The organism is Streptomyces sp. H39-C1 (assembly GCF_027158125.1).
Taxonomy (GTDB): Bacteria; Actinomycetota; Actinomycetes; order Streptomycetales; family Streptomycetaceae; genus Actinacidiphila; species Actinacidiphila fildesensis.
Genome location: NZ_JAPVLS010000051.1, coordinates 26,753 through 50,276, shown reverse-complemented (window position 1 = coordinate 50,276; position 23,524 = coordinate 26,753). Strand labels below are relative to the sequence as shown.

Annotated in this window: 23 protein-coding genes and 2 tRNA genes; 11 read left to right on the top strand and 14 right to left on the bottom strand. The window is 69.7% G+C overall.

What is annotated here, in order from left to right; genetic code table 11:
* Positions 1 to 153 precede the first annotated feature (153 nt).
* Positions 154 to 2,784 (bottom strand): valine--tRNA ligase, encoded by a 2,631-nt coding sequence (locus O3W51_RS29270; RefSeq protein ID WP_138357757.1) that lies wholly within the window; start codon positions 2,782 to 2,784, stop codon positions 154 to 156.
* A gap of 120 nt (positions 2,785 to 2,904) precedes the next feature.
* Between O3W51_RS29270 and O3W51_RS29265 the strand changes: the two genes are divergently transcribed.
* Complete coding sequence (locus O3W51_RS29265; protein ID WP_138357758.1) at positions 2,905 to 3,831, top strand: hypothetical protein; 927 nt, start codon at positions 2,905 to 2,907, stop codon at positions 3,829 to 3,831.
* Between the two features lie 89 nt (positions 3,832 to 3,920).
* Positions 3,921 to 4,718, top strand: a complete 798-nt coding sequence (locus O3W51_RS29260; RefSeq protein WP_138357759.1) for a hypothetical protein — start codon at positions 3,921 to 3,923, stop codon at positions 4,716 to 4,718.
* Positions 4,719 to 4,800: 82 nt separating this feature from the next.
* Here O3W51_RS29260 and clpX read toward each other — a convergent pair whose 3' ends face one another.
* The 5 genes from clpX to O3W51_RS29235 all read right to left on the bottom strand — a co-directional run bounded on the left by clpX (position 4,801) and on the right by O3W51_RS29235 (position 9,550).
* Positions 4,801 to 6,084, bottom strand: coding sequence for an ATP-dependent Clp protease ATP-binding subunit ClpX (gene clpX / locus O3W51_RS29255; protein WP_138357760.1), 1,284 nt, complete (start codon positions 6,082 to 6,084; stop codon positions 4,801 to 4,803).
* 174 nt (positions 6,085 to 6,258) lie between these two features.
* On the bottom strand, positions 6,259 to 6,897 hold the full coding sequence (locus tag O3W51_RS29250; protein ID WP_138357777.1) for an ATP-dependent Clp protease proteolytic subunit: 639 nt from the start codon (positions 6,895 to 6,897) through the stop codon (positions 6,259 to 6,261).
* A 106-nt stretch (positions 6,898 to 7,003) separates the two neighbouring features.
* Entirely contained in the window at positions 7,004 to 7,609 is a 606-nt protein-coding gene (locus tag O3W51_RS29245) for an ATP-dependent Clp protease proteolytic subunit (protein WP_164295743.1), read from the bottom strand.
* Positions 7,610 to 7,870: 261 nt separating this feature from the next.
* Positions 7,871 to 9,280 carry a trigger factor gene (gene tig, locus O3W51_RS29240; protein ID WP_138357762.1) on the bottom strand — a complete coding sequence of 470 codons (1,410 nt, stop codon included), beginning with the start codon at positions 9,278 to 9,280 and terminating at the stop codon, positions 7,871 to 7,873.
* A gap of 193 nt (positions 9,281 to 9,473) precedes the next feature.
* Positions 9,474 to 9,550: transfer RNA gene (locus O3W51_RS29235), tRNA-Pro, on the bottom strand.
* A 159-nt stretch (positions 9,551 to 9,709) separates the two neighbouring features.
* On the opposite strand from O3W51_RS29235, the gene O3W51_RS29230 reads away from it, so the two are divergent.
* A tRNA-Gly gene (locus O3W51_RS29230) sits at positions 9,710 to 9,780 on the top strand.
* Positions 9,781 to 10,043: 263 nt separating this feature from the next.
* Positions 10,044 to 10,415: an arsenate reductase family protein gene (locus O3W51_RS29225; protein WP_138357639.1), complete on the top strand. Its 372-nt coding sequence runs from the start codon at positions 10,044 to 10,046 to the stop codon at positions 10,413 to 10,415.
* A 22-nt stretch (positions 10,416 to 10,437) separates the two neighbouring features.
* On the opposite strand, the gene O3W51_RS29220 is transcribed toward O3W51_RS29225, so the two are convergent.
* On the bottom strand, positions 10,438 to 10,890 hold the full coding sequence (locus O3W51_RS29220) for an Lrp/AsnC family transcriptional regulator (RefSeq protein ID WP_138357640.1): 453 nt from the start codon (positions 10,888 to 10,890) through the stop codon (positions 10,438 to 10,440).
* 117 nt (positions 10,891 to 11,007) lie between these two features.
* Between O3W51_RS29220 and O3W51_RS29215 the strand changes: the two genes are divergently transcribed.
* Positions 11,008 to 12,021, top strand: coding sequence for an asparaginase (locus O3W51_RS29215; protein ID WP_138357669.1), 1,014 nt, complete (start codon positions 11,008 to 11,010; stop codon positions 12,019 to 12,021).
* On the opposite strand, the gene O3W51_RS29210 is transcribed toward O3W51_RS29215, so the two are convergent.
* Together O3W51_RS29210 and O3W51_RS29205 are read right to left on the bottom strand one after the other, a co-directional pair.
* Entirely contained in the window at positions 11,986 to 12,180 is a 195-nt protein-coding gene (locus O3W51_RS29210; protein ID WP_138357641.1) for a hypothetical protein, read from the bottom strand. The two genes, O3W51_RS29215 and O3W51_RS29210, sit on opposite strands and share 36 nt — an antisense overlap.
* A 229-nt stretch (positions 12,181 to 12,409) precedes the next feature.
* A complete protein-coding gene (locus O3W51_RS29205; RefSeq protein ID WP_269287729.1) occupies positions 12,410 to 13,552 on the bottom strand; it encodes a PP2C family protein-serine/threonine phosphatase in 1,143 nt (380 codons plus the stop codon).
* A gap of 112 nt (positions 13,553 to 13,664) precedes the next feature.
* On the opposite strand from O3W51_RS29205, the gene O3W51_RS29200 reads away from it, so the two are divergent.
* The 3 genes from O3W51_RS29200 (at position 13,665) to tgmB (ending at position 16,244) form a co-directional block, all read left to right on the top strand.
* Positions 13,665 to 14,897 carry a GNAT family N-acetyltransferase gene (locus O3W51_RS29200; RefSeq protein ID WP_138357643.1) on the top strand — a complete coding sequence of 411 codons (1,233 nt, stop codon included), beginning with the start codon at positions 13,665 to 13,667 and terminating at the stop codon, positions 14,895 to 14,897.
* Positions 14,898 to 15,097: 200 nt separating this feature from the next.
* The gene (gene tgmA / locus O3W51_RS29195; RefSeq protein ID WP_138357644.1) at positions 15,098 to 15,289 is read left to right on the top strand and encodes a putative ATP-grasp-modified RiPP; all 192 of its coding nucleotides are present in this window, start codon (positions 15,098 to 15,100) and stop codon (positions 15,287 to 15,289) included.
* Positions 15,290 to 15,302: 13 nt separating this feature from the next.
* Positions 15,303 to 16,244 carry an ATP-grasp ribosomal peptide maturase gene (gene tgmB / locus O3W51_RS29190; RefSeq protein ID WP_138357645.1) on the top strand — a complete coding sequence of 314 codons (942 nt, stop codon included), beginning with the start codon at positions 15,303 to 15,305 and terminating at the stop codon, positions 16,242 to 16,244.
* 126 nt (positions 16,245 to 16,370) lie between these two features.
* Here tgmB and O3W51_RS29185 read toward each other — a convergent pair whose 3' ends face one another.
* A complete protein-coding gene (locus tag O3W51_RS29185; protein ID WP_138357646.1) occupies positions 16,371 to 17,192 on the bottom strand; it encodes an Fpg/Nei family DNA glycosylase in 822 nt (273 codons plus the stop codon).
* A gap of 7 nt (positions 17,193 to 17,199) precedes the next feature.
* The gene (locus O3W51_RS29180) at positions 17,200 to 17,685 is read right to left on the bottom strand and encodes a ribose-5-phosphate isomerase (protein ID WP_269287728.1); all 486 of its coding nucleotides are present in this window, start codon (positions 17,683 to 17,685) and stop codon (positions 17,200 to 17,202) included.
* Positions 17,686 to 17,833: 148 nt separating this feature from the next.
* On the opposite strand from O3W51_RS29180, the gene O3W51_RS29175 reads away from it, so the two are divergent.
* Complete coding sequence (locus O3W51_RS29175) at positions 17,834 to 19,279, top strand: amino acid permease (protein ID WP_138357648.1); 1,446 nt, start codon at positions 17,834 to 17,836, stop codon at positions 19,277 to 19,279.
* Between the two features lie 56 nt (positions 19,280 to 19,335).
* Here the strand turns inward: O3W51_RS29175 and O3W51_RS29170 are convergent, their stop codons facing one another.
* Positions 19,336 to 19,938 carry a biotin transporter BioY gene (locus O3W51_RS29170; protein WP_138357649.1) on the bottom strand — a complete coding sequence of 201 codons (603 nt, stop codon included), beginning with the start codon at positions 19,936 to 19,938 and terminating at the stop codon, positions 19,336 to 19,338.
* Between the two features lie 337 nt (positions 19,939 to 20,275).
* Here O3W51_RS29170 and O3W51_RS29165 point away from each other — a divergent pair, with 337 nt between their 5' ends.
* On the top strand, positions 20,276 to 21,676 hold the full coding sequence (locus tag O3W51_RS29165) for an amino acid permease (RefSeq protein WP_269287725.1): 1,401 nt from the start codon (positions 20,276 to 20,278) through the stop codon (positions 21,674 to 21,676).
* 84 nt (positions 21,677 to 21,760) lie between these two features.
* Positions 21,761 to 22,402: a superoxide dismutase gene (locus O3W51_RS29160; RefSeq protein ID WP_138357651.1), complete on the top strand. Its 642-nt coding sequence runs from the start codon at positions 21,761 to 21,763 to the stop codon at positions 22,400 to 22,402.
* An 88-nt stretch (positions 22,403 to 22,490) separates the two neighbouring features.
* Here O3W51_RS29160 and O3W51_RS29155 read toward each other — a convergent pair whose 3' ends face one another.
* Both O3W51_RS29155 and O3W51_RS29150 read right to left on the bottom strand, forming a co-directional pair.
* On the bottom strand, positions 22,491 to 22,883 hold the full coding sequence (locus O3W51_RS29155) for a VOC family protein (RefSeq protein WP_138357652.1): 393 nt from the start codon (positions 22,881 to 22,883) through the stop codon (positions 22,491 to 22,493).
* Complete coding sequence (locus O3W51_RS29150) at positions 22,883 to 23,521, bottom strand: mycothiol-dependent nitroreductase Rv2466c family protein (RefSeq protein WP_269287724.1); 639 nt, start codon at positions 23,519 to 23,521, stop codon at positions 22,883 to 22,885. The genes O3W51_RS29155 and O3W51_RS29150 overlap by 1 nt, the downstream gene beginning before the upstream one ends.
* Between the last annotated feature and the right edge of the window lie 3 nt (positions 23,522 to 23,524).

Below are 23,524 nucleotides of genomic sequence, written 5' to 3'. Positions count from 1 at the left end.
CACGCCGCCCAGTCTACGGAGCCGGTGCGGGTCCACATGCCCGGGTGAGCGGGCGGCGCACCGCGCGCGCCCCGGAGAACGCGACGGACGCGGGGGCCGGCCCGTGGCGAACGGGCCGGCCCCCGCGTCCCGAGGTCCGGGTGGTGCCGCGGGTCAGCCCTGCGGCAGGCCGTCCAGCTGGGCGGTGATGCGGGCGATGTCCGCCTCGGCCGTCGCCAGCCGGGTGCGGAGCTTGTCCACGACGTGCTCGGGCGCCTTGGCGAGGAACGCCTCGTTGCCGAGCTTGCCCAGCGCCTGCGCCTTCTCCTTCTCGGCCAGCCCGATGTCCTTGGTCAGCCGCTTGCGCTCGGCCTCGACGTCGATCGTGCCGGACAGGTCCATCGCGACGGTGCCGCCGGCGACCGGGAGGGTCGCGGTGGCGCTGAAGCCGGCACCGGCCGGCTGCAGGCGCAGCAGCTGCCGGATCGGCGCCTCGTGGGCCGCCAGCGCGCCCGGCAGCGTGAGCTGCGCGGGGACCTTCTGGCCGGGCTGCAGGCCCTGGTCGGCGCGGAACCTGCGGACCTCGGTGACCACCTGCTGAACGCCGGCGATCTCCTTCTCGGCCGCCGCGTCCCGGAAGCCGCTGTCCTTCGGCCAGTCGGCGACGACGACCGACTCGGCGCCGGTGAGCGTGGTCCACAGCGTCTCGGTGACGAACGGGACCACCGGGTGCAGCAGCCGCAGCAGCACGTCCAGCACCTCGCCGAGCACCCGGCCGGAGACCTCGGCGCCGCGGCCGCCCGCGAAGAAGGTGGTCTTCGACAGCTCGACGTACCAGTCGAAGACCTCGTCCCACGCGAAGTGGTAGAGCGCCTCGGAGAGCTTGGAGAACTGGTAGTCCTCGTAGAGCGCGTCCACTTCGGCGACGACCGCGTTGAGCCGGGACAGCACCCAGCGGTCGGTGGCCGACATCTCCTCGACGGGCGGGAGTTCACCCTCGACCGTCGCGCCGTTCATGAGCGCGAAGCGGGTCGCGTTCCAGATCTTGTTGGTGAACTTGCCGGAGGCCTGGACCCAGTCCTCGCCGATCGGCACGTCCACACCGGGGTTGGCGCCGCGGGCCAGGGTGAAGCGGACGGCGTCGGAGCCGTACTTGTCCATCCATTCCAGCGGGTTGACCGCGTTGCCGAAGGACTTCGACATCTTCTTGCCGAACTGGTCGCGGACCATGCCGTGCAGGGCGATGGTGTGGAACGGCGGGGTGCCGTCCATCGCGTACAGGCCGAACATCATCATCCGGGCGACCCAGAAGAAGAGGATGTCGTAGCCGGTGACCAGCACCGAGTTGGGATAGAACTTCTCCAGCGACTCGGTCTGTTCGGGCCAGCCCAGCGTGGAGAACGGCCACAGGCCCGACGAGAACCACGTGTCGAGCACGTCGGTGTCCTGCGTCCAGCCCTCACCGGTGGGGGGCAGTTCGTCGGGGCCGACGCAGACGACCTCGCCGGCCGGGCCGTACCAGACCGGGATGCGGTGGCCCCACCAGAGCTGGCGCGAGATGCACCAGTCGTGGAGGTTGTCGACCCAGCTGAAGTAGCGGGACTCCATCTCCTTGGGGTGGATCTTCACCCGGCCGTCGCGGACCGCGTCACCGGCGGCCTGGGCCAGCGGGCCGACCTTGACCCACCACTGCAGCGACAGCCGCGGCTCGATGGTCGTCTTGCAGCGCGAGCAGTGCCCCACCGAGTGCGAGTACGGGCGCTTCTCGGCGACGATCCGGCCCTCGGCGCGCAGGGCCGCGACGATGGCGCTGCGGGCTTCGAGCCGGTCCAGGCCCTCGAAGGGGCCCGGGACGGTGATGATCGCCCGCTCGTTCATGACGCTGAGGTTCGGCAGGTCGTGCCGGCGGCCGATCTCGAAGTCGTTCGGGTCGTGCGCCGGGGTCACCTTGACGGCGCCGGTGCCGAACTCCGGGTCCACGTGCTCGTCCGCGACGATCGGGATCCGGCGCCCGGTGAGCGGCAGTTCGATCTCGGTGCCGACCAGGTGCGCGTAGCGCTCGTCGTCCGGGTGGACGGCGACGGCGGTGTCACCGAGCATCGTCTCGGCGCGGGTGGTGGCGACGACGATGGCGTTGTCGCCCTCGCCGTAGCGGATCGAGACGAGCTCGCCGTCGTCGTCCTGGTACTCCACCTCGATGTCCGAGATGGCGGTCAGACAGCGCGGGCACCAGTTGATGATGCGCTCGGCGCGGTAGATCAGCTCGTCGTCGTAGAGCTTCTTGAAGATGGTCTGGACGGACTGCGAGAGGCCTTCGTCCATGGTGAAGCGCTCACGCGACCAGTCGACGCCGTCGCCGAGGCGGCGCATCTGGCCGGAGATCTGGCCGCCGGACTCTTCCTTCCACTGCCAGACCTTCTCGACGAACGCCTCGCGGCCCAGGTCGTGGCGGGACTTGCCCTCCTTGGCCAGCTCGCGCTCGACGACGTTCTGGGTGGCGATGCCGGCGTGGTCCATGCCGGGCTGCCACAGCGTCTCGTACCCCTGCATGCGCTTGCGGCGGGTCAGCGAGTCGATGATCGTGTGCTCGAAGGCGTGCCCCAGGTGCAGGCTGCCCGTGACGTTCGGCGGCGGGATGACGATCGTGTAGGGCGGCTTGTCGCTCTTGGCGTCGGCCTCGAAGTACCCACGCTCCACCCAGCGCTCGTACAGCTTCCCCTCTACCTCGGCCGGCACGTACGCGGTCGGCAGTTCGGGGGTGCTGTTCGGCCCGCCATGGGGGCTGCGCTGAGAGTTGTCGGTCACCCCGTCATTCTACGGGCGCCCCGCACCGCTCGTTACGAAGCCGTAGCGGGCCCGGCGTAAGCGGCGGGTAAGACATCCGGAAGGATGGGTGCACGGTCGTTTACGGAGGGGACGAGTCACATGAGCTACAACCAACCGCCGCCCGATCCCGGCTACGGCGGGCAGCCGAACCCCTACGGGCAGCAGCCGCAGCAGCCCGGCGGATACGGCCAGCCCCAGCAGGGCGGCTACGGACAGCAGCCTCAGCAGCCCGGGTACGGCTACCCGGCGCAGGTCCCCCCGCAGACCGGCCCGTACGGACAGCAGCCGCAGCAGGGCTTCGGCGGCTATCCGCCGCAGCCGCCGCCCGGCAAGAAGAACACGGTGTGGATCGTCATCGCCGCCGTGGTCGTCGTCGCCGCGATCGGTGGGGGCGCCTTCGCGCTCTTCCATGGCGGGGACGCGGACAAGGGCACGGTCAGCAGCAGCAGCGGCACCACCGGCGGCAACAAGGGCAGCGGAAGCGACGACGGCAAGAAGTACAAGCTGACCGCTCCGCAGACCGTCGCCGGTGACTTCCAGCTCAAGGACCCGCTGGACGACGACAGCAAGACCGAGATGAAGGACGTGCCCGGAGTCGTCAACCCGGAGCCGGCGGGCGGCAGTTACGAGAACAGCACCAAGAAGAAGATGCTGTTCAGGGGCGTGTGGGGCACGGTCGCCGATCCCGGGCGGGAGGTAGACGCGCTCTTCGTCAGCGGCACGAAGGACATCACCAAGGAGGGTGACGCCGAGCTCGTCGGGACCCCGGAGAAGGTCACGCCGGACGGGCTCGACGGCGGCGCCGTCATGAAGTGCCAGATCGTCAGGTTCAAGGCGCCCACCACCAGCACCTCACCGGTGAAGAGCGCGGATGTGCCGCTGTGCATCTGGTCCGACCGCAGCACCGTGGCCATGGTCATGGTCGTCGACCCGATCGCCGCCCTCACCGGCAGCGGCCCCAGCATCAGCGACACCGCGGCCACCACAGCGAAGGTGCGCAAGGACGCCCGCGTCGAGATCAAGTAGACCGACGCAGCAGGCCGTGACCACCTAGCGGTACGCGGTCACGGTCACACGAAGCAAGACGTACGTTCCACGAGGGGAATCACCCACACATGAGCTACAACCAGCCGCCGCCGGGTTACGGCCAGCCGCAGCAGCCGCCTCAGCAGCCCTACGGCCAGCCGCAGCCCCAGCCCGGATACGGCGGCTACCCCCAGCAGCCGCAGCAGCCCCAGCAGGGCTGGCCGCAGCAGCAGGGTTACCCGCAGCAGCCCCAGCAGCCGCAGCAGGGCTGGAACGGCCAGCAGCCCGGCCAGCAGCCGGGTTACCCGCCGCAGCCGCCCCAGGGCAGGAGCAAGACCGTCGGCGTGGTCATCGGTGTCGTGGTGCTCGCCGCCATCGGCGGGGGCATCTACTTCGCCACCAGCGGCGGTTCCAGCGGCAGTGGCGGCGGCTACAAGATCGCCTTCCCGGAGAAGATCGCCGACGGCAAGTACACCAAGTCGTCGGAGAACATCGGCACCCCCGAGACGGGCAAGTCGGACGCCGGCATCACCGACCCGACCAGCGTGCGGGGCACGTACAAGTCGGACAAGGAGACGGTCTCCCTCTCCGGCGGCGAGGGCAATGTCACGGACCCCAAGGCCGCGGTCGACAAGATCCTTTCGAGCGGTCTCAGCAAGAGCGGCGCCGAGGCCACCGAGCAGCACCCCGCCGGATTCGACGGCGCCGTGATGAAGTGCGCCGGCGGCGGCTCGTCCATGCCCTACTGCGTCTGGGGCGACGACAGCACCGTGATGATCTCGATGTACATCAACATCGACCTCAGCGGTACGTCCACGCCGCCCTCCGCCTCCGAGTGGGCGAACACCACGGCCAAGATCCGCAGCGAGATCCGCGTCAAGAAGTAGCCGCACCCGTGCGGTAGCCGTACAAAGCGAAGGGGGCGCCCCGCAGTTGCCGGGCGCCCCCTTCGATGTCAGCCGGTGAGCGCTATGCGCTCTTCTGCTCGCCCTTGCCGATGATGCGCGGCTCGCGCGGCACCAGGGTCGGGTTGACGTTGGAGTGCACGACCTCGTCGGTGATGACGACGCGGGCGACGTCCTTGCGGGACGGCACCTCGTACATCACGGACATCAGCACCTCCTCCATGATGGCGCGCAACCCGCGCGCGCCGGTCTGGCGGAGGATCGCCTGGTCGGCGATGGCTTCCAGCGCGCTGTGCTCGAACTCCAGCTCCACACCGTCGAGTTCGAAGAGCTTCTGGTACTGCTTCACCAGGGCGTTCTTCGGCTCCACGAGGATCTGCAGCAGCGCCTCACGGTCCAGGTTGTGGACGGAGGTGATGACCGGCAGCCGGCCGATGAACTCGGGAATCATCCCGAACTTCACCAGGTCCTCCGGCATGATCTCCTGGAACTGGTTCGCGGCCTGGATCTCGCGCTTGGAGCGGATCGTCGCGCCGAAGCCGATGCCCTTGGCGCCGGCCCGCGATTCGATGATCTTCTCCAGGCCCGCGAAGGCACCACCCACGATGAACAGCACATTCGTGGTGTCGATCTGGATGAACTCCTGGTGCGGGTGCTTGCGCCCGCCCTGCGGCGGCACCGAGGCCGTCGTGCCTTCCAGGATCTTCAGCAGCGCCTGCTGAACGCCCTCACCGGACACATCCCGCGTGATCGAAGGATTTTCACTCTTGCGAGCGACCTTGTCGATCTCGTCGATGTAGATGATCCCGGTCTCGGCCTTCTTGACGTCGTAGTCGGCCGCCTGGATCAGCTTGAGCAGGATGTTCTCGACGTCCTCGCCGACATAGCCCGCCTCGGTGAGCGCGGTGGCGTCGGCGATGGCGAACGGCACGTTCAGCATCCGGGCGAGGGTCTGCGCGAGCAGCGTCTTGCCGGAGCCGGTGGGGCCGAGGAGCAGGATGTTGGACTTGGCGAGCTCGATCGCGTCGTCGTGGCCCCGGCCGTTGTTCTCACCGGCCTGCACCCGCTTGTAATGGTTGTAGACCGCGACCGAGAGAGCCTTCTTCGCCGGCTCCTGGCCGACGACGTAGCTCTCCAGGAACTCGTAGATCTCCCGAGGCTTGGGCAGATCCTCCCACCGCACTTCGGAGGACTCGGCCAGCTCCTCCTCGATGATCTCGTTGCAGAGATCGATGCACTCATCGCAGATGTACACACCAGGCCCTGCGATGAGCTTCTTCACCTGCTTCTGGCTCTTGCCGCAGAACGAGCACTTGAGCAGGTCGCCGCCGTCACCGATGCGTGCCACGAGGTGTTTCCCCTTCGCCTGGGATCCGCCTAGTCCAACGGAACCTGGTGCTTCTCTCATCGACGGTACCTTGCCGCGCCCCCCGTGCGGGCCCCCCTTGGACCTACTCAGTCCAAGGAGGGCGGTAACGCTTCCGCACTGCGGTACCCCCATGGGGGTACCGCGATCCCTCCGTCAGACCGACGCGGAGGTCTTACGGGTGGAGACGATCTGGTCGACCAGACCGTACGCGAGGGCTTCCTCGGCGGTCAGGATCTTGTCGCGCTCGATGTCCTCGCGGATCTGCTCGATCGGCGTGGTGGAGTGCTTGGAGAGCATCTCCTCCAGCTGCGCGCGCATCCGGATGATCTCGTTGGCCGCGATCTCCAGGTCGGAGACCTGACCCCGGCCGGTCTCGCTGTACGGCTGGTGGATCAGGATCCGCGCGTTCGGCAGCGCCATCCGCTTGCCGGGGCTGCCGGCCGCGAGCAGCACGGCCGCGGCGGAGGCCGCCTGGCCCATGCAGACCGTCTGGATGTCCGGCTTCACGAACTGCATGGTGTCGTAGATGGCCGTGAGGGCCGTGAACGAGCCACCGGGCGAGTTGATGTAGACGGAGATGTCGCGGTCCGGGTCCATCGACTCCAGGCACAGCAGCTGCGCCATGACGTCGTTGGCCGAGGCGTCGTCGATCTGCACACCGAGGAAGATCACGCGCTCCTCGAAGAGCTTCGCGTACGGGTCGTACTCGCGCACGCCCTGCGAGGTGCGCTCGACGAAGCGCGGAATGATGTAGCGGGCCTCGGCGCCGAGCACACCAGGCGCCTCGGCCATCGTGCGCTCGTAGAGGCCGCTACCGGGGAAATTCAGGGAGTTCACTTTCACCGTCCTGGTGATGAGCAGTGGGCTGGGCGGGTTCGGCGGAGGGGGCCTGAGGTGCTCAGACAGCCCCGGTGCCGCCACCGCCCGGAACGCCGGAGGCGGTGAGCATGACCCCGTCCAGCAGGCCGTAGGCGGTGGCCTCCTCGGCCGAGAACCAGCGGTCGCGGTCGGAGTCCTTGGTGATCTGCTCGACGCTCTGGCCGCTGTGCTGCGCGATGAGCTCGGCCATCCGCCGCTTGGTGTGCAGCAGCTGCTCGGCCTGGATCTTGATGTCGGTGGCGGAGCCACCCAGACCCGCGGAGGGCTGGTGCATCAGGATCCGGGTGTTCGGCAGCGCGAAGCGCTTGCCGGGCGTGCCCGCGGTGAGCAGGAACTGGCCCATCGAGGCGGCGAGGCCCATGGCGATCGTCACGACGTCGTTCTTGATGAACTGCATCGTGTCGTAGATCGCCATGCCGGCCGTCACGGAGCCGCCGGGCGAGTTGATGTAGAGGTAAATGTCCTTGTCCGGGTCAGCGGCGAGAAGGAGCAGCTGCGCGGTGATCTTGTTGGCGATATCGTCGTCGACCGCCTGGCCGAGGAAGATGATCCGCTCGTTGAGCAGTCGGTTGTAGACCTGGTCGCCGAGTCCACCGATGGTCGGCTCGCCGGCGGCGGAAGGCATCGGAGTCGTCACGTATCCACCTGCTCGTTGTCGGACGGCCCGGGGCCGTCTCAGCGTCTTCGTCTTCGCGTCTTCGCGTCTTCGGGTGTTCTCGGGCGGCTCGGGGGTCAGTCCCCCAGCATCCCTACTTGGACCCTAACGCGCAGGTGGGGCCCAGCAATCCCCTACGCGAAACTGTTCGCTGTGAGCGCAGGCTCGGCGCCCGGGTAAGCAAAACGGGCCCGAACGCGGCTTCGCGTCGGGGCCCGTCGTGCGAACAGGTCAGGCCTTGTCGGAGGTCGCCTCGACGGCGTCCTCGACCTCGGTGGCGGTCTCCTCGTCGGAGCCGGCCTCCACCGTCACAGCACCCTCGTCCTCGACCTCGTCGTCCAGGTCGACCGTCTCACCGTTGGTGTCGGTGACCTTGGCGGCCTCGACGACCACAGCGAGCGCCTTGCCGCGGGCGACCTCGCCGACGAGCATCGGCACCTGGCCGCCTTCGACGACGGCCTGGGCGAACTGGTCCGGGCTCATGCCCGAGGAGGCGGCGCGGCGCATGAGGTGCTCGGTGAGCTCCTCCTGGTTGACCGACAGCTGCTCCTTGGAGACCAGCTCATCCAGGATGAACTGGGTCTTGATGCCCTTGGTGGCCTGCGCGCCGAGCTCCGCGTCGTGCTCCTCGGCGGTCTTGCCCTCGCGCTCCAGGTAGCTGTCCCAGTCCAGGCCCATGGCCGGGAACTGGTGGTGCTCCAGGTTGTGCTTGCGGGTCTGGATCTCGTCCGCCAGCAGCTTCTCCGGCATCGGGACCTCGACCAGCTCCAGGAGGGCGTCGAGCACCTTCTCCTGGGCCTGGGTGGCCTGGTCGTAACGCTTCATGTTCTCGAGGCGCTTGACGCTGTCCGCGCGCAGCTCCTCGAGGGTGTCGAACTCGCTCGCCAGCTGGGCGAAGTCGTCGTCCAGCTCGGGCAGCTCACGGGCCTGGACGGACGTCACGTCCACCTTGACCGACGAGGTCTTGCCGGCGGCGGAGCCGCCCTTGAGCTCGGAGTCGAAGGTGGCGGTGCCGCCGGCCTCGAGACCGATGACGGCCTCGTCGATGCCCTCGAGCAGCTGGCCGGAGCCGATGGTGTAGCTGACGCCCTTGGCGACGCCGTCCTCGAGGACCTCGCCGTCCACGGACGCTTCGAGGTCCAGGACCACGACATCGCCCTCGGCGGCGGCGCGCTCGACCGGGGAGGTCGAGGCGAAGCGCTCGCGGAGCTGCTCCAGCGACTTGTCGATGTCCTCGTCCGACACCTCAAGGGCGTCGACGGTGACCTCGATGCCGGAGTAGTCCGGGATCTCGATCGCCGGACGGATGTCGACCTCGGCGGTGAACTTGAGGTCCTGGCCGTCGTTGAACTCGGTGATGTCGACGTCGGGCTGGCCGAGAACGTTCAGCTCGCCCTCGCTGACAGCCTCCGTGTAGAACTTCGGGAGTGCGTCGTTGATGGCCTCTTCGAGGACCGAGCCGCGACCGAACCGCTGGTCGATGACGCGCGCGGGGATCTTGCCCTTACGGAAGCCCGGCACCGTGACCTGCTGGTTGATCTTCTTGTAGGCCGCGTCGAGGCTGGGCTTGAGCTCCTCGAAGGGCACCTCGACAGTGAGTCGAACCCGGGTCGGGTTCAGAGTCTCGACGGCGCTCTTCACGGTTGGGTCTCCTTGGGGCTGACATCAGGGGCTTTAGAGAATCGCGCCAACACCCGGTTCCCACCATGTGAGCGGAACCGGCGGCCGACGAGACGTACTACTCGGGGACTGCGCCCCTACGTCGCCCCGTATACAGGCGCCATTGCATAGTACCGGTACGACGGGCACGCCCGTCCCGCTCGGCAAAGTCATCTGGTCGGGGTGGCCGGATTCGAACCGACGGCCTTCCGCTCCCAAAGCGGACGCGCTACCAAGCTGCGCCACACCCCGCTGGTGCGAGACGTAGAGTACATGCCCTGGTACACGCGGGCGGCCAATATTCCGTCGCGACTTCAACTGAATCCCGGCCGGGTCGCACACCCGGATTTACCGGTGTGCGGCGGGGGTGTGCGAGCCGCTACGATGCGGTGTGCCAGAATCTGTGGCGCTGCGGGCGTAGCTCAATGGTAGAGCCCTAGTCTTCCAAACTAGCTACGCGGGTTCGATTCCCGTCGCCCGCTCTGTACGGCTCCGGCCCGTGCCCGAGGACTTCCGTCCCGGTCACGGGCCGGACGCGTTCCTGCCAGTGCGTTCTAGGGCGTGTTGCGAAAGTCCCGCCTGGCCCACGACGCCTGGCACGCGCCCTCGCCGCGTTGTCGGGCTCGTCCACGTACGTCCAATACAAGGACGACCCTCCGCCTTGCGAGCGCACGCACCAGACGCCGTGGACCACACCCTCCGGGCGAACGGCGCTCCTTTCGCAACACGCCCTAGGCTGCCGGGCATGGAGATCTGGATCAATCCCGCCTGTTCGAAATGCCGCTCCGCGCTGAGCACCCTGGACGCCGAGGGCGCGGAGTACACCGTCCGCCGTTATCTGGAGGACCCGCCGGACGCGGACGAGCTGCGGGCGGTGCTGGGGCGGCTGGGGCTGGAGCCGTGGGACATCGCGCGGACCCAGGAGCCGGCCGCCGCCGGGCTGGGCCTGAAGGAGTGGGGCCGCGGGCCCGGGGACCGCGACCGCTGGATCGACGCCCTCGCCGCCCACCCCTCCCTCATCCAGCGCCCGATCATCACCTCGGACGACGGCACGGCCCAGGTCGCCCGTACCGAGGACGCGGTACGCGACGCGCTGTCGCGCGGCGGGGCGGGCTGAGGCCCGCGGCGATCAGTGGCGGTCAGTCGACCGGGACGCCCTGGGGGGCCTTGATGCGTTTCATGATCATCTGGGAGTTGACGTCGCTGACGCCCGGGAGGGAGATCAGCTTCTCGGTCCAGAAGCGCTCGTAGGCCTCGCTGTCGGCGACGGCGATGCGGAGCAGGCAGCCGGGGGCGCCGTAGAGGCGGTAGGCCTCGACCACGTCCGGGGTGGACTGGAGCTGGGCCTCGAAGGCGGCGACGGAGTCGCGGTCGCGGCGGACCTCCACCGAGGCGAAGACCTCGAAGCCGCGTCCGACGGCGGCCGGCTCGACGACGGCGCGGTAGCTCCGGATCACCCCGTCGTCCTCCAGTTGGCGCACCCGGCGCAGGCAGGGGGAAGGGGTGAGGCCGACCCGCTGGGCCAGCTCCTGGTTGGTCAGCCGGCCGTCGGCCTGCAGCTCGCGCAAGATTCGTCTGTCGATAGCGTCCATGGTGACATTTTCTAGCACTGTCGTGCGCATTTCGCGCCGTAATCAGCAATCAAATGTTGTCAATATCCGCATATCCTTGCTGTGGACTTATCAGACAACACGCGGAAGCGGGTCACAGTGCCGCACATCGTCGTCATCAGCACCGGGGGCACGATAGCCAGCAGGTGGCAGGGAGCCGGTTACGCGGCGGAGGCCGCCGGCCTGGAAGTGCTGGCCGCGGGGGCGATCCCCGAGGGCGTCGACGTACGGGTCGTGGACCTGTTCACCGTCAACAGCTCCCGGCTGACCACCGCCCACCAGCTGGAACTGCTGCGTACGGTGCACGAGGTGCTGGCCGACCCGGCCGTCGACGGCGTGGTCGTCACGCACGGCACGGACACCCTGGAGGAGTCCGCCTTCCTGCTGGACCTGCACCACGCGGACCGCAGGCCGGTCGTGCTCACCGGGGCGCAGAAGCCGCTGGACGCGGCCGACGGCGACGCGGCGGGCAACCTCTACGACGCGCTGCTGACCGCCTCCACCGGCCGGGACATCGGCGCGGTCATCGCCTTCGGCGGGCTGGTGCACGCGGCCCGCGGCACGGTGAAGAAGCACACCGTCGACGTCCAGGCGTTCGCCGACCCGACGGGGCTGCCACTGGGCCGGGTGCAGTTCGGCCGGGTCACCTGGGGGCGGCACCGCCCCCGGCCCGAGGCGCTGCCGGTGCCCGCCGCGGGCGTACGGCCGCCGCGGGTGGACATCGTGATGCACCACAGCGACGCCGATCCGGTGCTGTTCGACGCCGCGCTGGCCGCCGGCGCCGAGGGCATCGTGCTGGTCGGGACCGGAGCCGGCAACGCGACCCCGGACTTCGCGGCCGCGGTCGGCCGGGCGGTGGCGGCCGGCGTCCTCGTCGCGGTCAGCACCCGGGTGGCGGCCGGCGCGGTGGCGCCGATCTACACCGGCGGCGGAGCCGTGGACCTGGTCGAGGCGGGCGCCGTGCTGGCCGGCACGCTGCGCGCGGGACAGGCCCGCATCGCGGTGCTGTCCGCGCTGCTGTCCACACCCGACCGCGCGGACCGCCCCGCCGCGCTGCGCCGGATCGTGGACTCGTCGTCAGAGCTTTATCTGGTTGATGGTGTCGGCAAGTGAGGTAAGGAAACGGTTCACCGAGGGCGCCATATTGGTCGACGCGATGAAGAAGCCGAACAGGGCGGCCACTATCGCGGGGCCGACCTTGATCGACTTCCCCCTGATCATGACCACCAGAATGACGCCCAACAACAGGACTACGGACAGGGAGATGGCCACAGCGGATCACTTCCTCTTCGGTACGCCGCAACGGTCCGGGGAGTCGCCGCGCCCCCGCGCCACATCCATCGTGCCACCAAGCACCGACACTATGGACCCGGGAACCACATCGTTCCACGACAACACGGCCACAAACAGGCGGCCTCAAGAACAGGGGTGGCGAACTGGCGTGCGGACCACCGGTGTTGGGGGGCGTGGTGACGGTGGTGCCGGAGGGGGCGCCGCGCCGTCAGTCACGGCACACGACCAGCAGCGCACGGTCGTCGTTGACGTCGTTGGCGACCGCCTCGATCAACCGCCAGGCGGCGCCGCGGAATCCCGTGGCGACGAACCGGTCGGCCTCGCCGATCAGCCGGTCGATGCCCTCGGTGATGTCCCGGTCCGCGGCCTCGACCAGGCCGTCGGTGAACAGCAGCAGAACGTCGCCCGACCGCAACGTTCCCTTGACGCCGTGGAATTCGGCGCCGTCGTAGACCCCCAGCAGCGGGCCCTCCGCCGCCATCTCCTCCCAGCGGCCGGTTCCCGCGCTGAGCTGGACGCCGGGCAGATGGCCGGCCGACAGCAACTCGTAGTCGCCGCTCTCGAGGTCGAGCACCAGATGGATGGAGGTCGCGAAGCCCTCGTCCCAGTTCTGGCGCAGCAGATAGCCGTTGGCGGCGGTCAGGAAGGCGTGCGGCGGCAGCGAGCCGAGCAGACCGCCGAAGGCGCCAGACAGCAGCAGTGAACGGGACGCGGCGTCCATGCCCTTTCCCGACACATCGGTCAGCACCGCTTCGAGCACCCGGCCGCCGAGCGTGCGGGTGGCGACCACGAAGTCGCCGGAGAAGGACTGGCCGCCGGCCGGGCGCAGCGCCATCTCGGCGTGCCACCCCGCCGGGAGCCTGGGCAGCCGGCTCTGCACCCGGATCCGTTCCCGCAGGTCGAACAGCATCGTGTGGCCGCCCCGCCAGGGCACGCCGACCCGGCTGCGGAACTGGGCGATGAGCAGTCCGGAGAGGGCGACGGCGGAGACCACCAGGACGATGCCCGGGGTCACCCGGGACGGGCCGTCCTGGTACGGGCCGAGGACCGCGGACTCGACGACCAGCGCGACCGCGGCGCTCGTGTAGAGCACCAGGAGACTCGCCGGGCGCAGCAGCAGGCCGCCGGTGAGGATCGGCAGGACGAGGGCGCTGGGCGGGCACCAGACGGGGATGCAGACGGTGGTGTAGGCGAGGGCCGGGACCGTGAGCATCAGCACGGTCAGCGCCAGCCAGTCCGAGGCGTCCCCGCGGAAGTAGTCGACGGCGGACTTGCGCAGGCCGAGGCGGACCCTGTGCAGCGACCGGCGCCACCGGGTGCCAAGACTGTCTCTTGCCGCGTCCTTACCCATGTTCCGGCGACCCTACCCACCCTTTCGGCGGCACGTCGATTCCCTGGACGGTGGGTCGCTGTCTGCGGTAAATGGGCTCGCATCACGGTAAGAGGGCTGGTAGGCAGGGTCCATGACGACCGAATTGCGGGTGCTTGACGCCGAGCAGTGGGACGACTGGTACGGGATGTTGGAGCGCGCCTTCGGAGGCCCTGCCGAGTCCCGGGACGAACGGGCGCTGTGGCGGGAGCTGACCGATTGCGAACGGTCGCTCGCGGCATGGGACGGGGACGAGATCGCCGGCACCGCGGGGGCGTTCTCGTTCCGGCTGTCGGTGCCGGGCGGCGCGCTCGTGCCGGCGGCGGGCGTGACGATGGTGAGCGTGCAGCCGACGCACCGCCGGCGCGGGGTGCTGACGTCGATGATGCGCAGACAGCTGGACGATGTGCGCGCGGCGGGCGAGCCGTTGGCGGTGCTCACCGCCTCGGAGCCGGCGATCTACGGCCGCTTCGGCTACGGGCAGGCCACGGACCAGATGCGGCTGGAGATCGACACCAACCGCGTCCGGCTGAACCTGCCCGCCGGGACCGACCGGGTCCGGCTGCGGATCGTGGCCCCCGCCGCGGCACGCGAGGTGTGCGAGACGGTCTACGCGCAGCGGGTCGCCGCCCGGCCGGGGATGCTCGCCCGGCAACCGGGCTGGGACCGGCTGCCGTTGCTCGACCCGAAGTCGAACCGGGACGGCGCCGGCGAGCTGCTGTGTGTGCTCGCCGAGGTGGACGGCGAGGTGCGCGGCTACGCGCGGTACGCGGTGCGGCCCATCTGGAGCCCGGCGACCGGGCCCGACGGCGCGGTGCTGCTGCGCGACGTCGAGGCGCTCGACCCGGTGGCCTACGCGGCGCTGTGGAACTTCCTGTTCGGGCTCGACCTGACGTCCTCGGTACGGATCCGCAACCGGCCGGCCGACGACCCGGTGCTCCACCTGGTCTCCGACGTCCGCCGGTGCGGCATCGGGCTCCGCGACGGGCTGTTCGTCCGGACGGTGGACGTCGGGGCGGCCCTGGAGGCACGGACGTACGCGGCTCCGGTCGACGTGGTGCTCGATGTCGAGGACGCGTTCTGTCCGTGGAACGCCGGGCGCTGGCGGCTGGCGGGCGACGCGAAGGGGGCGACGTGCGCGCGGACCGGCGACGCGGCGGATCTGGCGCTCTCGGCGCGGGAGTTGGGGGCGGCGTATCTGGGCGGCTTCTCGCTCGGCGCCCTGGCGGCGGCGGGGCGGGTGACGGAGTTGCGGCCCGGCGCGCTGGCCGAGGCGTCGGCGGCGTTCGGTTCCGACGTCAAGCCGTGGTTGCCGCACGGGTTCTGAGCGGCCTGGCGGCACCGGACACTCACCACAGGCAAAAAAGTGACGGAGAGTGTCGAACTCACTGCACTCGGACACGCATAGTTACCTTTGTCACACCGGCGCCGGGAACGCATGGGACGGCTGAGCAAGTCTCATACGTAGAGCCGTAGTTGGGCACGTGTGCCGGACACCGCCCGGCCCGGAGTGACAGAGGAGAAGCCATGAGAGCATTCGCGCTGTTTCATGCCCGGCCGACCACCCCGGACACCTTCACCACCCTGTACACCTACGACTGCGCGCAGCAGCTCAACGTCCTGCCCGACGGACGACCCGTCATCAGTGACCCCGTGATGCTGCTCGCCACCGGCTCCACCACGTCCACCGCCGGCTCCAAGACCCACTTCGACGACTGAGCCCCAGACGCCCATGACCGTCCTGATCCTGACCGTCCCGGAGGACGTGACAGCGGACCTGGTGGTGGCAGCCCTGCACGAGCGCGCGGTGCCGGTGGTGCGACTGGACCCGGCCGGACTGCCCGGCGAGGTCTCCATGTCCGCCGAGTACATAAGCGGCGACGTGCACGGCTTCCTGTCCGTACAGGGGCGCCTGGTGAGCATGAACAGCCTGCGCTCGGTGTGGATCCGGCGCCCCGGCACCCCGGGCGCGGATGCGACCCGGCGCTCCGAGCAGCCGGAGTGGCTGACCACCGAGGCGGAGCGGGCCCTGTACGGGGCACTGCGCTGTGTGCCCGCACCGTGGATGAACCATCCGGGCGCCGCCGAGCAGGCCCGCTACAAGCCCTGGCAGCTCTTCGCCGCGCACCGCGCGGGCTTCGCCGTGCCCGCCACCCTGATCACGACATTTCCGCAGGCCGCCCGGAAGTTCGCCGAGCAGCACCCGGAGCTGGTGGTCAAGTCCGTCTCCGGCACCCATCCGGGGAACCCGCCCATGGTGCTGCCGACCACGGTGGTCCCGCCGGACCCCGACTTCTCATCGGTCTCGGCGGGCCCCACCCTGCTCCAGGAGTACGTGCGCAAGACCGCCGACATCAGGCTGACCTGCGTGGGGGTCCGGCAGTTCGCCGCCGCCAAGAAGGCAGGCCCGGACCAGGTGGACGGCCGCTTCGGCAGCCCCGAGGACGCGCAGTGGTACCCGGTCGAACCGCCCGCGCGGATCGCGCGGGCGGTCCGGGACTACATGGACGAGGCCGGACTTGCCTACGGTGCCTTCGACTTCGCGGAGGACTGCGACGGCACCTGGTGGTTCCTGGAGTGCAACCAGTCGGGCCAGTTCGGCTTCGTCGAGCTGGCGACCGGTCAGCCCATCACCGCGGCGATCGCCGACTGGCTCGCCCGTGACGGGACCTGAGCCCCTTCCGCGCCGGCTCAGGACTCCCCGATCGCCCACCGTGAGCCGTAGGAGCAGTGCCGGAGGCGGGCGGTTCCAGGGCGTGTTGCGAAAGTCCCGCCTGGCCCACGACGCCTGGCACGCGCCCTAGCCTGCCGCCGAAGGCCCCTGGCAGTGCGGGCACCAGAACAGGTTTCTCGCTGCCAGGCCCGCCGTGCGGATCTCTCCGCCGCAGATCAGACAGGGCTGCCCGGTGCGGCGGTAGACGTAGACCTCGCCGCCGTGGTCGTCCTGGCGGGGCGGGCGGCCCATCGCTTCGGGCTCGTGTTCCGGGCGGACGGTGTCGATGCGGTTGTTGCGGACGCCTTCGCGCATGAGGGCTGCCAGGTCGGTCCACATCGCGTCCCATTGGGCGCGGGTGATGTCGCGGCCGGGGCGGTAGGGGTCGATGCCGTGGCGGAAGAGGACTTCGGCCCGGTAGACGTTTCCCACTCCGGCGATGATCTTCTGGTCCATCAGGAGTGCCGCGATAGTGGTGCGGCTGCGCGTGATGCGGTGCCATGCCTTGGCCGGGTCGTCCGCCGGGCGCAGCGGGTCCGGGCCGAGGCGGGCGTGTATCGCGTGCTTCTCGCCGTCGGTGATCAGCGCGCAGGTGGTGGGGCCGCGCAGGTCGGCGTACGAGTCCGGGTTGGCGAGCCGCAGCCGGACGGTGTCGGTGGGCGGTGGGGCCTTGCCGTCGCCGAAGCCGAGTTTGCCGAACAGGCCCAGGTGGATGTGGACCCAGCCCGTCCCGTCGAAGCCGAGGAACAGGTGCTTGCCGTGCGCGTCGACGCGGTCGAGGACCGCGCCGTCCAGCAGCGCGGCGCTGTCGGAGAACTTGCCCTGGGGGCTGCTCGCCCGCACAGGACGGCCGCCGAACCTCTCGAAGTGGTCGGCGGCCAGCCGGTGGATCGTGTGCCCTTCGGGCATGGTGCGGTCAGCCCTGCGGGTGGTGGGCCGGGATCGGGGGGAACTCACCGGTGTTCTCGTACGCGGTGAGCATGTCGATACGGCGGGTGTGCCGCTCCTCGCCGGAGTACGGGGTGGCGAGGAAGATCTCGACGAACTTGGTCGCCTCGTCCTCGGTGTGCATCCGGCCGCCGATGCTGATCACGTTGGCGTCGTTGTGCTCACGGCCGAGGGCGGCGGTCTGCTCGCTCCAGGCGAGTGCGGCGCGGACGCCCTTGACCTTGTTCGCGGCGATCTGCTCGCCGTTGCCGGAGCCACCGATGACGATGCCGAGGCTGCCGGGGTCGGCGGCGGTGCTCGCCGCGGCCCGCAGGCAGAACGGCGGGTAGTCGTCCTGGGCGTCATAGATGTGCGGACCGCAGTCCGTCACCTCGTGGTTGTTGGCCTTGAGCCACTCGACGAGGTGGTTCTTGAGTTCGAAGCCGGCATGGTCGGAGCCGAGATACACGCGCATACGGACGAGTGTGGCATGTCCGGAGGCGGGCAGAGGTCAGGGGGGCGTCGGGCGCGCTTGAGGGTTATTTGAGGTTAAAACAACGAATTGGCCTCAGCTGTCCTCCGCTGTTCCGTAAGTGGTCGTTCCGGGTATTGGATGCGACCCCATGAGCTCACTTCCCCCCTCAGTCGTGACCGACGCCCCCCAACAGGAAGACAGGACTCCACAGCAGTCGTCCGGCCTCCAGGCCGGACTCAAGAACCGTCATCTGTCGATGATCGCGATCGGCGGTGTCATCGGCGCCGGCCTGTTCGTCGGCTCCGGTTCCGGTATCGCGGCGGCAGGCCCGGGCATCCTGCTCTCGTACGCCCTTGTCGGCACGATGGTCGTGTTCGTCATGCGGATGCTGGGCGAGATGGCGGTGGCCAACCCCACGTCCGGCTCGTTCTCCGCCTACGCGGACCGGGCACTCGGCCGCTGGGCCGGGTTCTCCATCGGCTGGCTCTACTGGTTCTTCTGGGTCGTGGTGCTGGCGGTCGAGGCGACGGCCGGCGCGACGATCCTGCACGGCTGGGTGTCCTCGGTCCCGCAGTGGGCCTGGGCGCTGATCGTGATGGCGGTGCTGACCGCGACCAACCTGGTCTCCGTCGGCTCGTACGGCGAGTTCGAGTTCTGGTTCGCCGGGATCAAGGTCGTCGCCATCGCCGCGTTCATCGTTCTCGGCGGGCTCGCCGCCTTCGGCATCCTGCCGGGCTCCGACCACGAAGCGGTCGGTATGGCGAACCTCACCGGGCACGGCGGCTTCCTGCCGAACGGGCCCGGCGCGATCCTCACCGGTGTGCTGATGGTGGTGTTCTCGTTCATGGGCAGCGAGATCGTCACCCTCGCGGCGGGCGAGTCCCAGAACCCGCGCAAGGCGATCACCAAGGCGACCAACAGCGTCATCTGGCGCGTCGGCGTCTTCTACCTGGGCTCGATCCTCATCGTGGTCTCCCTGCTGAAGTGGGACGACCCGGCGATCACCAAGAAGGGCTCGTACGTCGCGGCCCTGGACTCCATAGGTATCGCGCACGCCGGCGAGATCATGAACGTCATCGTGCTGACGGCCGTGCTGTCCTGCCTCAACTCCGGCCTGTACACCGCGTCCCGGATGGCCTTCTCGCTCGGGCAGCGCGGCGACGCGCCGGCGCAGTTCGCGCGCACCAGCAAGGGCGGGGTGCCGCGGAACGCGATCCTGGGGTCGGTGCTGTTCGGCTTCGTCGCGGTCTTCTTCAACTACGAGTGGCCGGACACCGTCTTCAAGTTCCTGCTCAACTCGTCCGGCGCGGTCGCGCTGTTCGTCTGGCTGGTCATCTGCTTCTCGCAGCTGAAGATGCGCCGCATCATCGAGCGGGAGGAACCGGAGAAGCTCATTGTGCGGATGTGGCTCTTCCCGTACCTGACGTGGGCGACGATCGGCATGATCTCGTTCGTGCTCGTCTACATGCTCACCGACAAGGACGGCCGCCCGCAGGTGCTGCTGTCGCTGCTGGTGGCGGCCGTGGTCATCGCGATCTCGCTGGTCCGTGAGCGGATGCAGCGCGACCGCAAGGACGCTGTCGTCGGCTCGTAGCCGTGGAACGACGGCGGCCCGGTCCCTGAGGGGCCGGGCCGCCGTGCTGTCCGCGGTCAGCCGCGGCGGCCCACCAGCTGCCAGGCGGCGGGCAGCACGCCCATCGCGAGCGCGGCCTTGAGGGCGTCACCGAGCAGGTACGGCGTCAGGCCGAGCGAAACGGCCTTGCCGAAGGAGAGATGGGCGGCCAGCGCCAGGTACGGCACGCCGACCGCGTAGATGATCACGCTGCCGAGCACCATGGCACCGGCCGTCCGCAGCACGGTGCGGTCCGCACCGCGGCGGGCGAGCGCGCCGACGGCGGCCGAGGCGAGCAGCATTCCGAGGATGTAGCCGAAGCTCGGCATGGCGGAGCCCGACGAACCCTCCGCGAACCACGGCATGCCGGCGACACCCGCGACGGCGTACAGCGCCAGGGCCGCGAATCCGCGGCGGGCGCCGAGCGCGGTGCCGACCAGCAGCGCGGCGAAGGTCTGGCCGGTGACCGGGACCGGGGAGCCGGGGACCGGCACCGAGAGCTGCGCGGCCAGACCGGTGAGCGCGGCGCCGCCGAGCACCAGCGCCACGTCGCGCACCCGGGCCCGGGCGGCGGAGGACGCGGGGAGCAGATCGGCGAGGACCGTGCCGGTCCGGGTGTCAGAGACAACAGCGGTGCTCATCGGGACTCCGTGGGTGAGAGGTCGGCCGGGCCGGGTTCGTACAGGTGACGCCGCGACGCTAGCGCAGCGGACAACCCAAGATCACCGTCGGCAGACGACAAAGGCACGCTCGGCGTCTTGGAGGTTCCCTGCACCGGCCAGCTTTCGCCGCCGCGCTTGCGTTTCGCTTGTTTCAGCAGGTCACGTGATGCTCGTCACGGTCGGCGCGGGAGACCCCGCCCGACGCCGACGGGTTTTGCGGAGCGTGCCCGGGCACGGGGACACTGTGGGGTCCCACCAAAGCCCACCGATTCTTCCACCGTCCCCCCTCCCCCGATCCTGTGAGAGTTCGAGCACCGTGCACGAGATACCGCCCCCCGCCGAGCCGTTGTCGGCCGGGCTGAAGCAGCGCCATCTGACCATGCTCGGCCTGGGCGGGGTGATCGGTGCGGGGCTGTTCGTCGGCTCGGGCGCCGGGATCGCGGTCGCCGGGCCGGGGATCGTCGTCTCGTATCTGATCGCGGGTCTGCTCGCGATGCTGGTGATGCGGATGCTCGGCGAGATGTCGGCCGCGATGCCCGCCTCCGGGTCCTTCTCGGTGCACGCGGAACGGGCCTTCGGCCGCTGGGCCGGTTTCACGGTGGGCTGGCTGTACTGGCTGCTGCTGGTCGTGGTGCTGGCGGTGGAGGCGACCGGCGCGGCGAAGATCGCGAACGGCTGGCTGCCGTCGGTGCCGACCTGGGCGTGGGTGCTGCTGTTCATGGTGGTGTTCACCGCCGCGAACCTCGCCGCCGTAGGCAACTTCGGCGAGTTCGAGTTCTGGTTCGCGGCCCTCAAGGTCGGCGCGATCGTGCTCTTCCTGGTGCTCGGCCTGCTGGCGGTCCTCGGGCTGCTGCCCGACACCGACCCGGTGGGCATGGCCAACCTCAGCGGCCACGGCGGCTTCCTGCCGAACGGCTGGGACGGGGTGGTCTCCGGGGTGCTCGCGGTCGTCTTCGCGTTCGGCGGCCTGGAGGTCGTGACCATCGCGGCGGCCGAGTCGGACGATCCGGCGCGCGCGGTGGGGCGCGCGGTTCGCAGTGCGGTGTGGCGGATCCTGCTCTTCTACATGGGCTCGATGCTCGTCATCGTGACCCTGCTGCCGTGGAAATCCGTCGTGCCCGGGCAGAGCCCGTACGTCGCGGTGCTGGACCGGATCGGCATTCCCGGGGCAGCGCAGATCATGAACATCGTGGTGTTCGTCGCGCTGCTGTCGGCGCTCAACGCCAATCTGTACGGCTCGTCACGGATGATCTTCTCGCTCGCCGAACGGGGCGAGGCGCCGGCCGCGCTGACGAAGGTCTCGCGCGGCGGGGTGCCGCGCCTGGCGGTGCTGGCGTCCGTCGCGTTCGGCTTCGCGTCGGTGCTGCTCAATCTGAAGTGGCCGGACTCGGTCTTCCAGTACCTGCTCAACGCGGTGGGCGCGGTGCTGCTCGTGGTGTGGAGCCTGATCGCCGCGTCGCAGCTGCGGTTGCGGCGGCGGCTGGAGCGCGCGGCGCCGGGGGCGCTCACCCTGCGGATGTGGTGCTTCCCCTGGCTGAGCTGGGCGGCACTGGCGGGGATGGCCGCGGTCCTGGTGCTGATGCTGACCGACGACGCGGCGCGCCCGCAGGTGCTGTGGTCGGCGGGGGCGACGGGCGTGGTGCTCGCGGTGGCGCTCGGACGGGAGTGGCGGGACCGCCGGGACCGCCTGCGGAACCCGGGCCGACAGGGCCGGTAGGGGCACCCGGGCCGGGCCCACTTCTGCTGCTAGCGTGCACTTGCATACGACTTGCAATAACCTAGCGGCCGGAGGAACTCGCGCATGCCCACGTACACGCTTCCTGAACTGCCCTACGACTACGCCTCGCTGGAGCCCGTGATCAGCGGCGAGATCATCGAGCTGCACCACGACAAGCACCACGCGGCGTACGTGAAGGGCGCGAACGACACCCTCGACCAGCTCGCCGAGGCCCGTGACAAGGAGCAGTGGGGCGGCATCAACGGGCTGGAGAAGAGCTTCGCCTTCCATCTCTCCGGCCACATCCTGCACAGCATCTACTGGTCGAACATGTCCGGTGACGGCGGCGGCGAGCCGCTGGACAAGGACGGCACGGGGCAGCTCGCGGACGCCCTCGCGGAGAACTTCGGCGGGTTCGACCGCTTCAAGGCCCAGCTCTCCAAGGCCGCGGCCACCACGCAGGGCTCCGGCTGGGGCGTGCTGGCGTACGAGCCGCTCAGCGAGCGGCTGATCGTCGAGCAGATCTACGACCACCAGGGGAACGTCGGCCAGGGCAGCGTTCCGCTGCTCGTCTTCGACGCCTGGGAGCACGCGTTCTATCTTCAGTACCGCAACCAGAAGGTCGACTTCGTCGAGGCGATGTGGCGCGTCGTGAACTGGCAGGACGTCCAGGCGCGGTTCGCCGCCGCCAAGGAGCGGACGAGCGGTCTGCTGCTGGCGCCGTAGGGCGCCCCGAAGGCCGAAGGCCCCCGCGCGGTGGTGTCGCGCGGGGGCCTTCACCCTGTGCTGCCGAACCCTCTCCCGCAGACCTGCGTCAGCGGGGTTCGATGAGGTCCCAGCGGTTGCCGTACAGGTCCTGGAAGACCACGACGGAACCGTAGGCCTCGTGCCGGGGCTCCTCCTCGAAGACGACGCCGGCCGCGACCATGTGCTTGTAGTCGCGGTCGAAGTCGTCGGTGTTCAGGAACAGCCCGACCCGGCCGCCGGTCTGGCCGCCGATCCGCGCCTCCTGCTCGGGCGTCGAGGCGCGCGCCAGGAGCAGTCCCGTCCCCTGTCCCCGCGACCCGCGAGGATCCACGATCACCCAGCGGCTGCCGTCGTCACGCGCGGTGTCCTCGCGCAGCTCGAAACCGAGAGCGCCGGTGTAGAAGGCGATGGCCTCGTCGTAGTCGCGGACGACGAGGGTCACCAGTCCGAGGTGCGGCATCAGTCGAAGATCGGCCCGGCGGTCCGGGTGCGCTTGACCTCGTAGAAGCCGGGGGTGGAGGCCACCAGCAGCGTGCCGTCCCAGAGCCGGGCCGCGGCCTCGCCCTTGGGGGCGGGGGTGACGACCGGGCCGAAGAAGGCGACCTGCTCGCCGTCGGCGCCGGGAACGGCGATGACCGGGGTGCCGACGTCCTGGCCGACCTTGTCGATGCCCTCCTGGTGGGAGGCGCGCACCTCGGCGTCGTAGGTGTCCTTGTCGGCGTAGTCGATCAGGTCCGCCGGGAGGCCGACGTCCTCCAGCGCCCCCACGATCGCCTCCAGGGTCGCGCCCTCGCCGCGATTGTGGAAGCGGGTGCCGAGCGCGGTGTAGAGCTTTCCGACGACCTCGTCACCGAACTTCTGCTGGGCCGCGACGACCACGCGCACCGGCCGCCAGCCCTTCGGGCCGAGCAGCTCGCGGTACTGCTCGGGCAGCTCGTCGAGCTTGGGCTCGTTGAGGACGGCCAGGCTCATGACGTGCCAGCGGACCTCGACCGGCCGGACCTTCTCGACCTCCAGCATCCAGCGCGAGGTCATCCACGCCCAGGGGCACAGCGGGTCGAACCAGAAGTCGACGGGGGTCTTCTCGGCTGTGGTCACTTC

Coding starts and splice junctions, on each gene's coding strand:
- O3W51_RS29265 (WP_138357758.1), top strand. CDS start 2,905: ATGAGCTACAACCAACCGCCGCCCGATCCCGGCTACGGCGGGCAGCCG.
- O3W51_RS29260 (WP_138357759.1), top strand. CDS start 3,921: ATGAGCTACAACCAGCCGCCGCCGGGTTACGGCCAGCCGCAGCAGCCG.
- O3W51_RS29250 (WP_138357777.1), bottom strand. CDS start 6,897: ATGGCCGAGGCGCCTGGTGTGCTCGGCGCCGAGGCCCGCTACATCATT.
- O3W51_RS29245 (WP_164295743.1), bottom strand. CDS start 7,609: ATGCCTTCCGCCGCCGGCGAGCCGACCATCGGTGGACTCGGCGACCAG.
- O3W51_RS29225 (WP_138357639.1), top strand. CDS start 10,044: ATGGAGATCTGGATCAATCCCGCCTGTTCGAAATGCCGCTCCGCGCTG.
- O3W51_RS29220 (WP_138357640.1), bottom strand. CDS start 10,890: ATGGACGCTATCGACAGACGAATCTTGCGCGAGCTGCAGGCCGACGGC.
- O3W51_RS29205 (WP_269287729.1), bottom strand. CDS start 13,552: ATGGGTAAGGACGCGGCAAGAGACAGTCTTGGCACCCGGTGGCGCCGG.
- O3W51_RS29200 (WP_138357643.1), top strand. CDS start 13,665: ATGACGACCGAATTGCGGGTGCTTGACGCCGAGCAGTGGGACGACTGG.
- tgmA (WP_138357644.1), top strand. CDS start 15,098: ATGAGAGCATTCGCGCTGTTTCATGCCCGGCCGACCACCCCGGACACC.
- tgmB (WP_138357645.1), top strand. CDS start 15,303: ATGACCGTCCTGATCCTGACCGTCCCGGAGGACGTGACAGCGGACCTG.
- O3W51_RS29185 (WP_138357646.1), bottom strand. CDS start 17,192: ATGCCCGAAGGGCACACGATCCACCGGCTGGCCGCCGACCACTTCGAG.
- O3W51_RS29180 (WP_269287728.1), bottom strand. CDS start 17,685: ATGCGCGTGTATCTCGGCTCCGACCATGCCGGCTTCGAACTCAAGAAC.
- O3W51_RS29175 (WP_138357648.1), top strand. CDS start 17,834: ATGAGCTCACTTCCCCCCTCAGTCGTGACCGACGCCCCCCAACAGGAA.
- O3W51_RS29170 (WP_138357649.1), bottom strand. CDS start 19,938: ATGAGCACCGCTGTTGTCTCTGACACCCGGACCGGCACGGTCCTCGCC.
- O3W51_RS29160 (WP_138357651.1), top strand. CDS start 21,761: ATGCCCACGTACACGCTTCCTGAACTGCCCTACGACTACGCCTCGCTG.
- O3W51_RS29155 (WP_138357652.1), bottom strand. CDS start 22,883: ATGCCGCACCTCGGACTGGTGACCCTCGTCGTCCGCGACTACGACGAG.